Source organism: Actinobacillus indolicus (assembly GCF_004519515.1).
Taxonomy (GTDB): domain Bacteria; phylum Pseudomonadota; class Gammaproteobacteria; order Enterobacterales; family Pasteurellaceae; genus Glaesserella; species Glaesserella indolica_A.
This window is the reverse complement of record NZ_CP038145.1, coordinates 1,740,777-1,753,212: the sequence shown is the minus strand read 5'-3', so window position 1 is coordinate 1,753,212 and position 12,436 is coordinate 1,740,777. Positions and strand designations below refer to the sequence as shown.

The following is a 12,436-nucleotide window of genomic DNA, read 5'->3' as shown; positions in this document are numbered from 1 at the left end:
ACCTTTTGTAAAATGAAGCCATCTTAGTAATTTCTTGGAGACTAACATGGCTGATTCCCGTTATGCTTCATTGAAGAAGCTTACTCAATATCCTCTTGCTCTTGCTAGAAAGCGTAAAGTACTGTTTTTCATTTTTTCGATCATCTTTGCTTTTGCTATATCAAATATACTTTCAGATGAGACCTTTACCCAAACACAAAATCAAGTCCTCTTTTTACTCTTTTTAGCCATTTTTCTATGGGTAACAGAGGCAATACCGCCTTTTTCTGTTGGCATTCTCATCATCGGTTTTTTAGTGCTTATTATGGGGCGAGAAGATGCACAAAACGCGATGAAATATCTTCAAACTTGGTCTGATAGTGTAATTTGGCTTTTCCTCGGTGGTTTCTTTTTAGCTGAGGCAATGAAAAAAACTGAATTAGATACCCTTTTACTTAAATATTTATTACCAAAATTTGGACAAGATCCCAAAAATGTCTTATGGGGATTAATGTTTATTACTGCTCTCATGTCTATGTTTATGAGCAATACTGCAACAACCGCTATGATGATCGCGACTATTAGCCCAATTTTTGTTAATTTAGATAAAAAAGCGAATCTATCACGCGCACTACTTTTAGGTATCCCCGCTGCAGCATCTATTGGCGGTATGGGAACGATCATTGGTTCTCCGCCTAATGCGATTGCCGTTGGTGCTTTAGAAAATGCAGGATATTCTGTCAGCTTTTTAGAATGGATGTTACTTGGTACTCCTATTGCCTTTTTACTTCTCTATATTTTTTGGCGAGTGCTGATAGTCCGTTATCGAATTAAAGAACAAACAGAGCTTAAATTAGATTTTATTACCCATATTCCTGAAAACGATTCAGAAGAAGAAAAAACACAAAAATGGATTGTAGTAACGATTTTAAGTGTTACCTTATTCTGCTGGCTGACATCAAAATGGATTGGTATGCCTGTAGCTGCCGCAGCTGGTATTCCGATTGTTGGCTTAACCATGCTTGGTGTATTAGACGGAGATGACATTCGTAAACTACCTTGGGATACACTTATGTTGGTTGCAGGCGGCCTTGCACTTGGACTTGCGATTGAAGAGCAAAATATTGCATCCCATTTCGTAGAGAAAATTAGCCATCTTAATGTGGGATTTGTCTCTTTAATGATTCTCTTTGGTTTCATTACCGTTCTTCTTTCTAACTTTATGAGTAACACCGCTGCAACGACAATATTAATCCCTGTCGCCTTATCCTTACTCACAGCATTTGGTAGTGATGCCAACCCTATTATCTTGCCTTTAGTCATCGGTTTAAGTGCATCTTGCGCTTTATTTTTACCTGTATCTACCCCACCAAATGCTATCGCTTTTAGTACAGGATTGATTCAACAATCGGAGTTCCGCTTAGGTGGCACAGTCGTTGGATTGCTGGGCCCCGCCTTAAGTATTCTTTGGGTTTGGTTCATTATTGGTGTACTTTATTAAGCCATTAGAATCAGGTGGATTTTATCATCCACCTGATTTATTTCCGTTTTCATTCATATTTTCCCCTAAGAAAGATGACAAATATGCTATTGCGTAATACCATATGGCAACTTTATTTGTTATAAATAACTTATATGATTCAACGAAAATTTCAAACCATTGCGATTGTCGGAAAACCACGTCATGATATTGCACTCGAAACCCATTTAGCAGTTTACAACTGGCTAAAAGATAGACAATATAATGTGCTAGTAGAAACCAATATTGCGAAACAGCTCAATCTTCCAAATGCAGCAACTATCGCTGAAATTGGAGAATGGGCAGACTTAGTTATTGTCATTGGTGGAGACGGCAATATGCTAGGTATGGCTCGTCAACTAGCAAAATACCACGTTCCACTTATTGGTATTAACCGCGGAAATCTTGGATTTTTAACTGATATAGCACCACAAACCGCCTTTGAACAGCTTCATAGTTGTCTTGAGCGAGGAGAATTTATTATTGAAGATCGCTTCCTATTAGAAGTTAAAATTGAACAAAATGGAAAAGTCATCGAGACAAACAATGCATTAAATGAAGTTGTCATACACTCTAGCCAAATTGCTCGAACCATTGATTTTGAAGTGAGTATTGATGGCAAATTTGCCTTTTCACAACGCTCCGACGGATTGATTATCTCAACACCGACAGGTTCAACAGCTTATTCTCTCTCGGCAGGTGGGCCTATTCTTACCCCAAATCTCAATGCGATTGCTTTAGTACCAATGAATCCACATAGTCTTTCATCTCGTCCACTTGTTGTCGATGGAGATAGCCATATTTCTATGCGGTTTGCACAATATAATCAGCCAAATTTAGTGGTCAGCTGTGACAGCCAACGTTTACTACCTTTCAGTGCGGAAGAACGTATCATTGTGCAGAAAAGCCCTGACAGTCTAAAACTCTTACATCTTAAAGATTATAATTACTTCAATGTGTTAGGCTCTAAATTAGGTTGGTTGAGTAAACTCTTTTAAGGTAGATTTGCAAAATTTTGCCAAAATCTGACCGCTTGTATCAAACAAAAAAGCGAATTGACATCTCTGTACAATTCGCTTTTGTGCTTTATTAGCCGATTACGCTAATTTTTCTAAAAACGCAGGTAAGTTTTGTGCACCAACTTGTTGAGCAACCACTTCACCATTTTTGAAAATCAGTAAGTATGGAATGCTACGCACACCAAATTCTGCTGGGATTTGTTGGTTTTCATCAACGTTCATTTTAACGATACGCACTTTATCGCCAAGTTGTGCCGCTAAATCATCTAAAACTGGACCGATTGCACGGCAAGGACCACACCAAGGTGCCCAGAAATCTAATAATACAGGCACGTCAGATTTTAATACGTCTTGTTCAAAAGTTGCATCAGTTGTATGAATTACAGTAGTCATAATTGTTCCTTATTTAATGAATGAGAAACGTCTCAGATTCCCTGAGACGTTAAGATGTGCACAAGATAGGGATAAATCAACAAAATTTCAAGTAAGATTTTGCCAATTACACCAATTAATGTTCTACTTTCGTTTCTTCTTTGTCATTTGGAAGTACCAAATTCAAAATTAACGCAAGTAATGATCCAACCGTAATACCTGAGCCAAAAATCTCTTTGACAAAGCTTGGTAATTTATCAAGTAACTCTGGACGAGTTGTTACCGCTAAACCACAACCGATAGAGATGGCAATAATTAAGCCGTTACGTTTGCTACGTTCTACTTTATCAAGCATTTGAATACCCGCTGCGATAATCATGGCAAACATCATTAAGCCTGCACCACCTAATACTGGCATTGGAATAGAGACGATTAATGCTCCAAAAACAGGGAAGATACCCGCAAGCACTAATAATACCCCCATGACGGTTACAACATAGCGACTTGCAACGCCTGTCAGTGAAATCACGCCGATATTTTGTGAGAAAGAAGAGAATGGCGTGGTAGACATAATCGCCGCTAATGCTGAGCCTAAGCCGTCACATAATACGCCACCACGTAAATGTTTCCCTGTAATTTCTGTTTGAGTTGCGTTACCTAAAGCAAGGAAATTACCGCTTGATTCAACAATCGTCACTAAATAGGCAATGCTCATTCCGATAATCCCTGCGATTGGGAAAGATAAACCAAAATGAAGTGGTTGTGGAACGGCAACGATATCCGCATTTTTTACGCTGTCAAAGTTAATCCAGCCTAATGCTAATGCCACTACATAGCCGACCATAATGCCAATCACAATTGCAGCGGCAGAGAAAATGCCTTTGCCCCATTGCACTAAACCGACAACCACAATTAACACAAAGGTTGCCATAGCAAGATTTGCCGGATCAGCATAGTGTGCATCGCCACGCTGACCTCCTGCGAACCAGTCCACCGCGACAGGCACAAGGCTTAAACCGATCATCATAACCACAACACCCGTTACAATCGGTGGGAATAATTTACGCACATAAGGCATAAAGAAACTGCCGATAATCATCACCAGCGATCCGACTAAAGATGAACCTAAAATGCCTGCCACGCCGTGTTCAAAACCGATAGCAATCGCAGCAGCAACGAAGGTAAAACTTGTTCCCATCACGCTTGGTAAACGCAAGCCGATAGGTCCAACCCCTTGACATTGAATAATGGTCACCACACCTGAAATTAATAAGGCAGCATTGACTAAAACAATAGTATCTTCCGTTGGTAACTTAAGTACTGCCCCTAAAACTAAAGGAACGGCAATAATGCCACCAAGTGCTGCTAACAAGTGTTGAGCTGCTAATAATAACGTTAATCCAAAGGGAGGTTTTGAATCTACAGGATAAAGAATGTTTTGCATATAAAAATAAGTTAAGTGAGTGAATAGAAAGGGGGAAAAATTGGCGTGCATTATACGGATTTTCACCCTTAAGGCAAACGTTTGCGCAATACAAGCGGTAAGATTTTTGTAAAATTTTGCAAGTTTTAATTCTATCCCTTGAAATAGCAAGATGGCTCTCTCACATTATGACCTTCCTTAACTCTCGGATTGACTATGACATTATTTAAAAAATCACTATTTTCTTTGACCGCCCTCATTGCAGGTGCGGTATATTGGTTATACCCCGATCGCTATCCAAGTTATCCTGAAAGCGATCACTACTCCGCTCAAACAGGTACTTTCTTTAATCTCATTCCAGAAGGCGAAATTGACGGTAGTAAAATGCGTAGTGCTTTATGGGATATGGTTTTTAATGCGGAACGTTTTGCCCCTAAATCGCCATTACCGAGTATCAAACCTGATTTTGAGCAATTTTTAACATCGGATGAACAGGCAAAATTTATTTGGTTTGGACACAGCTCTTTGTTGGCACATATCTCAGGCAAAACGATTTTTATCGACCCTGTATTTGCTCAATATGCTTCCCCTGTGCCGATTATGATGAAACGCTTTCAGCCCGCCCCTGCGAAGTTAGAAGATATTCCGCCAGTTGATGTGATTATATTAAGCCACAATCATTATGATCATTTGGATAAATCGGTTATTGAACATTATCGTTCGCAAAAAACTCGCTTTATCGTACCGCTTGGTGTCGGCGTTATTCTGCAAAAATGGGGAATTGAACCTGAGCGTATTCAAGAATTAGATTGGTGGCAATATACTCAGCTTGATGACATTCAGATTTCAGCCGTACCCGCAAGACATAACACAGGGCGAGAACTCTTTGACCGAAATAAAAGTCTATGGGTTGGTTATGTGTTTAAAACCACATCGGAACAATTTTATTATTCGGGAGATACGTCCTTTGGCGACGGCTCTCAATTTAGCCAAATTGCTGAACGTTTCGGCGAATTTGATTTAGCTTTCGTTGAAAATGGGCAATATAACCCAACGTGGATTGATAGCCATATGCTACCCGAACAAACTGCACAAGCGGTCGGTTTACTTAAGGCAAAACGCTTTATGCCAGTACATTGGGGGGCTTATCCGCTCTCTATTCACGAATGGGACGATCCTGTCAAACGCAGTATTCCATTGGTTGAACAACAAGGGATTAAAACAGTCACGCCTCTTTTGGGTGAAGTCTTTAGCAAAGAGAGTAAAACAGAACATTGGTGGCACGATGTGAAATAATTTACATATTCAACCTAGCCAAAAGTTTTGTAAATAGGTACAATCAAACGCTTGCATTTTATTAACATTTGCGAAGAAAAATTTAACTTTGGAGAACGTTATGTCGTGGAACGAATCAGGCAATCAACAAGATCCTTGGGGTAAACCAGGGCAAAAAAAGCCTGAACAAGAACAGCAACATTCGGGGCAAGAGAAAGAGCCGAATAAACAATCAAATGAGCAACAACCGCCTGATTTAGAAGAGGTTTTCAATAGCTTATTGAAAAAAATGGGTGGTGGTAAAGGCAATGGCTCAAACCAAAATAACCGCCCATCTGTTTCTGCAGGGAAATTCTTACCTGTATTACTGGGCTTAGGCTTAGTGGTATGGGGTGCTTCAGGATTCTATACAGTTCAAGAGGCAGAACGTGGTGTCGTGACCCGTTTTGGTAAATTACACGAAATCGTTATGCCAGGTTTAAACTGGAAACCAACCTTTATTGATGATGTTACCCCTGTCAATATTGAACGTGTGTTAGAACTGAGAACTAACGGCTCTATGCTAACCCAAGATGAAAATATGGTATTGGTAGAAATGACCGTTCAATACCGTATTGAAGATCCTGCAAAATATCTCTTTAGCGTGACTAAACCTGATGATAGCTTAAAACAAGCGACAGATAGTGCATTGCGTTATGTGATTGGTCACATGACCATGGACGATATTTTAACCACAGGTCGTGCGATTGTGCGTGAAAGAACGTGGAATGCACTACGTGATATCATTAAAAACTATGATATGGGGTTATATATCACCGATGTGAACTTCCAATACGCTCGCCCGCCAGAAGAAGTGAAAGCAGCATTTGATGATGCAATCAAAGCACAAGAAGATGAACAACGTTTAATTCGTGAAGCAGAAGCCTACGCAAGAGGGCAAGAGCCGATTGCGCGTGGTCAAGCACAGCGTATTTTAGAGCAAGCGAATGCCTATAAAGAGCAAGTTGTATTAAATGCTCGAGGTGAAGTAGAACGTTTTTCAAAATTACTGCCGGAATATAAAGCTGCACCAGAAGTCACTCGTGATCGCTTATATATTCAAACCATGGAAAAAGTGATGAAGAATACGCCTAAGCTGATGATGGATGGCTCAAATAGCAATAATTTAGCGGTATTACCTATTGATAAATTAATGGGACAACCTGCGACTAATGCACCAGTCAAAGCACAACCAACACAGCCAGTTATTCAACAACAGCCACAGCCTGTTCAACCTACGACACCAGCACAACCAGTTGTAGAGCAAGAACAAGGCGAAACAACTCGTAAAGGGAGATTTTAAGAATGCGTAAATTACTTTTACCTGTTTTAGCTGTTGTGGCATTTATCCTTTTCCAATCGGTTATCGTGGTACAAGAAGGTCAGCGTGGCATTATGTTGCGTTTTAACAAGGTTCATCGTGATGCGGATAATAAAGTAATTGTCTATGAACCTGGTTTACACTTTAAAGTGCCTGTTATCGATCAACTAAAAACCTTAGATGCTCGTATTCAAACCCTTGATGGACAAGAAGACCGCTTTGTCACAGTCGAGAAAAAAGACTTGCTAGTGGACTCTTATGTGAAATGGAAAATCAGCGATTTTGGTCAATTCTATACTTCAACAGGTGGCGATACACAAAAAGCATCCACCCTATTACAACGTAAAGTCAATGACCGTTTACGTTCTGAAATCGGTTCTCGTACCATTAAAGATATCGTTTCAGGTTCTCGTGGTGAACTGATGGCAGGGGCACAAAAAGCCTTGAATGACGGCGAAGATGGTGCAGAACGTTTAGGGATTGAAGTAGTTGATGTGCGTGTAAAACAGATCAACTTACCAAATGAAGTATCAGCCTCTATTTATCAACGCATGCAAGCTGAACGTGCTGCCGTTGCTCGTGAGCATCGCTCACAAGGTGAAGAAAAAGCGGAATTTATTCGTGCTGATGTTGATAAAAAAGTGGTGCTGATTTTAGCCAATGCAAATAAAACCGCCGAAGAGCTGAAAGGTCAAGGTGATGCAGAAGCGGCTAAAATCTATGCTGAAGCATTTAAACAAGAACCTGAATTTTACAGTTTTGTGCGTAGCCTAAAAGCTTATGAAGAAAGTTTTGCCGCAGGCTCAAACAATATGATGTTGCTTAAACCAGACAGCGAATTTTTCCGCTTTATGAAAGCACCTACAAAATAGTTATATCCAAAGACCCGTCAAATCGGGTCTTTTTTATCTTTAAATATATAAGAAGCTACAACAAATTTGCAAAATTCCTGCAAAATCTAACCGCTTGTATGCTTTTGACATTCACTAAACCTAACTAAAAGAGGCAATTTATTATGGGTAAAAGTGTTGCAATCCTTGGTGCTCAATGGGGCGATGAAGGTAAAGGCAAAATCGTAGATTTATTAACGGATCGTGTGAAATATGTGGTTCGTTACCAAGGTGGACACAATGCAGGTCACACCTTAATTATCAATGGCGAAAAAACCGTACTTCGCCTTATTCCATCAGGTATTTTACGTGAAAACGTGACCTGCTTAATCGGCAACGGCGTAGTGCTTTCCCCATCAGCATTAATGCAAGAAATGGGCGAATTAGAATCTCGTGGTATCAATGTGCGTGACCGTTTAAAAATCTCTGAGGCTTGCCCATTAATTCTGCCATATCACGTTGCAATGGATCACGCTCGTGAAGCGGCATTAGGTAAAAACAAAATCGGCACAACAGGTCGTGGTATCGGCCCTGCTTACGAAGATAAAGTCGCTCGTCGTGGTCTGCGTGTCAGCGATCTATTCAACCGTGAAACTTTCGCTGAAAAATTAAAAACTATTTTGGAATATTACAACTTCCAATTGGTTCACTACTACAAAGTTGAACCTGTTGATTATCAAAAAACCTTAGATGATGTTTTTGCGGTAGCAGACATCATCACAGGTATGGTTGCAGATATTACAACCCTATTACACAAAGCACGAGCCAATGGCGACAATATCCTGTTTGAAGGTGCGCAAGGCACAATGTTAGACATTGACCACGGTACTTATCCATTTGTAACCAGTTCAAATACGACTGCTGGTGGTGTTGCAACGGGTTCTGGCTTCGGGCCGCGTAATTTAGATTATGTATTAGGTATCATCAAAGCCTACTGTACTCGTGTGGGTTCAGGTCCGTTCACTACTGAACTTTTTGATGAAGTCGGTGCAGAAATTGCTCGTAAAGGTAACGAATTTGGTGCAGTCACTGGTCGCCCACGTCGTTGCGGTTGGTTCGATGCTGTTGCCGTTCGCCGTGCAATTCAAATTAACTCAATCTCAGGCTTCTGTATGACCAAATTAGACGTACTTGATGGCTTTGATGAGTTAAAAATCTGCGTGGCATACAAATTACCAAATGGCGAAATCGTAGAATACTCACCGCTTGCGGCGGCAGACTGGGAAGGGGTTGAACCGATTTATGAAACCTTACCTGGTTGGAAAGAGAATACTTTCCGTGTGACTAAATTAGAAGATTTACCGCAAAATGCGATCAACTACATCAAACGCATTGAGGAAGTTTTAGGTGTGCCAGTCGATATTCTTTCAACTGGCCCAGACCGTATTGAAACAATGATTTTACGTGATCCGTTTGCAGAGTAATTAGATATTAACGATAACAACAGTATTATGTAATCTGTTGCACAAAAGTCAATTTTAGGAAAATTTATGTAGGGGCGGGGATAAACCCCGCCCCTACGAAATATTTAATATTTATACAAGTGCTACATAATACCAGATAACAATCCTCTAATTTTGTAGAAATTAGGGGATTTTTTGTATAAAACAGCTCGGATCTGACCGCTTGTACACATTTATGTAGCGAACTTAGCTACAAAGTAGTGTAAAATAGCCAAGTTTTCGTGATTTATATTCATAGAGGAAAAAGAATGAAAAGAGTCGTCATCACAGGTATCGGCATTATTTCGAGTATCGGTAATAACAAAGAAGAAGTATTAGCTTCATTAAAAGAAGGGAAATCAGGGATTGAATATGTGCCTGAATTTGCTGAAGTAGGTATGCGTAGCCAAGTTGCTGGAACAATTAAATTAAACCCAGCGGAATTAATTGACCGTAAAATTTATCGCTTTATGGGTGATGCCGCAGCTTATGCTTATCTTTCAATGAAAGAAGCAATTGAAGATTCAGGCTTAACAGAAGATCAAATTTCTAACGATCGTACGGGCTTAGTTATCGGTGCGGGTACAGGCTCTGCTCACAGTCAATTAGTGGCTTGCGATGCGGTACGTGGTCCTCGTGGCGTAAAAGCGGTTGGTCCTTATGCTGTAACCAAAACAATGGCTTCAAGTGTATCAGCTTGCTTAGCAACCCCTTATAAAATTCGTGGTGTAAACTACTCTATCAGCTCTGCTTGTGCAACCTCTGCACACTGTATCGGTCACGCTATGGAGTTAATCCAATTAGGCAAACAAGATGTGGTTTTTGCTGGCGGTGCAGAAGAGCTATCTTGGGAATGTGCAACGGAATTTGATGCAATGGGTGCAGTTTCAACCAAATACAACGAAACCCCAACTAAAGCTTCTCGAGCTTACGATGCAAACCGTGACGGTTTCGTAATCGCAGGTGGTGGTGCAGTTGTTGTAGTTGAAGAGCTTGGACACGCACTTGCTCGTGGTGCAAAAATTTATGCTGAAATCGTAGGCTATGGTGCAACATCAGACGGTTACGATATGGTTGCCCCAAGTGGTGAAGGTGCGGAACGTTGTATGAAACAAGCAATGGCAACGGTTAAAGGTGAAATCGAATATATCAACGTACACGGTACATCAACACCAGTGGGTGATGTGAAAGAATTAGGCGCTATCAAAAATGTATTCAGTGAAAACACGCCAGCGATTTCATCAACCAAATCAATGACTGGTCACTCATTAGGTGCAGCAGGTGCGCACGAAGCGATCTACTCATTATTAATGTTAGATAATGACTTTATTGCACCAAGTATCAACATTGAAGAACTTGATGAACAAGCACAAGGTGTCAATATCGTGACAGAACGCCAAGACAAAGCATTAACAACAGTAATGTCTAACAGTTTCGGCTTCGGCGGTACAAACGCTTGCTTGGTTTTCCAAAAATATCAAGGCTAATCTTGCTTAATTTTTGAAATCTGATATAAGGGCGTGGGAATTTTCCCACGTCTTTTTTATTTATTTGGAGTGAATAATGTTAAAGTTTAAACATTTATTATCTATTTTAGTATTAGCAATTTCGGCAAATGTAGTGGCAAGTGGTGTATCAATGGAAATGTTCCAAATGAAACGCCAAATTAACCTATTAACAAATGCTCAAACCGCCGAAGAATTTACGCAAAATGCAGATAAATTTATCGAAGTGTCTAAAAAAGCTCAAGCAACGATGCCAAACAGCTTAGATGGCGATCAAGAAAAATTCAAAGGCTATCAACAAGGTATGCAAGAAGTCATCGACGTTGTTGCTCAAGCCAAAACCTTAGCAAGTCAGGGCAATCTAACGGAAGCTAAAACAGTAATTTCACGCTTAGAAGGCTTGAAAAAACAGTATCATTCAGAATATAAATAATGAAATAAGCGGTCAGATTTGATGATTTTTTGCAAAAAACAAACAGAGTCTGACCGCTTGTATAGGATATCCTATGGAACAAAGTTCATCTTTAACTCGATTTTTAGTTGCAACCGCAGCGATTGTAGTTATTTTAGCGGGCATCAAACTCTCCGTTGAAATTGTTATCCCATTTTTACTTTCACTTTTCATTGCGATTATCTGCTCACCTATCATTAAGTTTATGACAGATCGCAAAATTCCACTATGGCTAGCCATTACACTCTTATTTATTTTATTTGTTCTTGCCTTCTTCTTTCTTGCAGGCTTAATTAACAGCACTGTTAGAGAATTTACAGCATCTATTCCCCAATACAAAGTATTGCTTGCCGAGCGAATTACGACTGTCGTTCAACTTGCACAGCAGTGGAATCTTCCAATTACTATCTCAAGAGAACAAATATTAGAACAATTTGACCCAAGTATTATTATGAACTTTGTCAGCCGTTTATTGCTTAGTTTCTCTGGTGTGGTAACTAATATTTTCGTTCTATTACTTGTCGTCGTCTTTATGCTGTTTGAAGCCCCAACAGCTAAACACAAACTTGCCGTGGCGTTAAGAGGAAATAAAGATATTCAAGCAGAAGAAAACCAAATTAACCGTGTTTTACAAGGTGTGATTAGCTATTTGGGAGTGAAAACCATCGTAAGCTTACTCACCGGAATTTGTATTTGGATTCTACTTGAAATTGCAGGGGTGCAATATGCGGTTTTATGGGCGACCTTAAGTTTCTTACTCAACTATATTCCAAACATTGGCTCTATCATTGCTGGCGTGCCTATTGTCGTTCAAGCCTTTTTATTAAACGGTTTCTCTGTAGGTATCGGCGTCTCTGTCGGAGTGATTGCGATTAATATGGTCATTGGAAATATTCTTGAACCAAGAATGATGGGAAGAACGCTAGGATTATCCACATTAGTGGTTTTCTTATCCTTGCTTTTCTGGGGTTGGTTACTCGGCACAGTTGGCATGTTACTATCTGTACCACTTACCATGGCATTAAAAATTGCGTTAGAGTCTAGCCCAAGAACAATACGCTATGCGGGATTGCTTGGTGATGTTTCTGAAGAGAAAAAAGAAGAAGTTAACCAAGCATAAACTAACCAAAATTTATTTGCCATAGCGAATAAAAATGCCGCCAGATGTCCTCTCATCTAACGGCATTTTTTAAAACTATGC

11 protein-coding genes are annotated in these 12,436 nt (G+C 39.9%); 9 read left to right on the top strand and 2 right to left on the bottom strand.

The genetic code is table 11. The annotated features are described in order from the left end of the window. Positions 1–46: 46 nt before the first annotated feature. Positions 47–1,480, top strand: a complete 1,434-nt coding sequence (locus EXH44_RS08730) for an SLC13 family permease (RefSeq protein WP_162857120.1) — start codon at positions 47–49, stop codon at positions 1,478–1,480. A 134-nt stretch (positions 1,481–1,614) separates the two neighbouring features. Beyond that, on the top strand, positions 1,615–2,496 hold the full coding sequence (locus tag EXH44_RS08725; RefSeq protein WP_162857119.1) for an NAD(+) kinase: 882 nt from the start codon (positions 1,615–1,617) through the stop codon (positions 2,494–2,496). A 99-nt stretch (positions 2,497–2,595) separates the two neighbouring features. Here EXH44_RS08725 and trxA read toward each other — a convergent pair whose 3' ends face one another. Both trxA and EXH44_RS08715 read right to left on the bottom strand, forming a co-directional pair. Continuing rightward, complete coding sequence (trxA, locus tag EXH44_RS08720) at positions 2,596–2,910, bottom strand: thioredoxin (RefSeq protein WP_162857118.1); 315 nt, start codon at positions 2,908–2,910, stop codon at positions 2,596–2,598. 115 nt (positions 2,911–3,025) lie between these two features. After that, positions 3,026–4,333, bottom strand: a complete 1,308-nt coding sequence (locus EXH44_RS08715) for a nucleobase:cation symporter-2 family protein (RefSeq protein ID WP_135674280.1) — start codon at positions 4,331–4,333, stop codon at positions 3,026–3,028. 195 nt (positions 4,334–4,528) lie between these two features. Here EXH44_RS08715 and EXH44_RS08710 point away from each other — a divergent pair, with 195 nt between their 5' ends. The 7 genes from EXH44_RS08710 (at position 4,529) to EXH44_RS08680 (ending at position 12,355) form a co-directional block, all read left to right on the top strand. Next, complete coding sequence (locus tag EXH44_RS08710; protein WP_162857117.1) at positions 4,529–5,608, top strand: MBL fold metallo-hydrolase; 1,080 nt, start codon at positions 4,529–4,531, stop codon at positions 5,606–5,608. A 100-nt stretch (positions 5,609–5,708) separates the two neighbouring features. Further along, positions 5,709–6,929 carry an FtsH protease activity modulator HflK gene (gene hflK / locus EXH44_RS08705; protein ID WP_162857116.1) on the top strand — a complete coding sequence of 407 codons (1,221 nt, stop codon included), beginning with the start codon at positions 5,709–5,711 and terminating at the stop codon, positions 6,927–6,929. A gap of 2 nt (positions 6,930–6,931) precedes the next feature. After that, positions 6,932–7,819, top strand: coding sequence for a protease modulator HflC (gene hflC / locus EXH44_RS08700; protein ID WP_162857115.1), 888 nt, complete (start codon positions 6,932–6,934; stop codon positions 7,817–7,819). 143 nt (positions 7,820–7,962) lie between these two features. Continuing rightward, positions 7,963–9,261 (top strand): adenylosuccinate synthase, encoded by a 1,299-nt coding sequence (gene purA, locus EXH44_RS08695; protein WP_162857114.1) that lies wholly within the window; start codon positions 7,963–7,965, stop codon positions 9,259–9,261. A gap of 287 nt (positions 9,262–9,548) precedes the next feature. Further along, positions 9,549–10,766, top strand: a complete 1,218-nt coding sequence (gene fabB, locus EXH44_RS08690; protein WP_162857113.1) for a beta-ketoacyl-ACP synthase I — start codon at positions 9,549–9,551, stop codon at positions 10,764–10,766. A 76-nt stretch (positions 10,767–10,842) separates the two neighbouring features. Then, a complete protein-coding gene (locus EXH44_RS08685) occupies positions 10,843–11,217 on the top strand; it encodes a cytochrome b562 (protein ID WP_162857112.1) in 375 nt (124 codons plus the stop codon). Between the two features lie 73 nt (positions 11,218–11,290). Continuing rightward, positions 11,291–12,355: an AI-2E family transporter gene (locus EXH44_RS08680; protein ID WP_162857111.1), complete on the top strand. Its 1,065-nt coding sequence runs from the start codon at positions 11,291–11,293 to the stop codon at positions 12,353–12,355. The last annotated feature ends 81 nt before the right edge of the window (positions 12,356–12,436 follow it).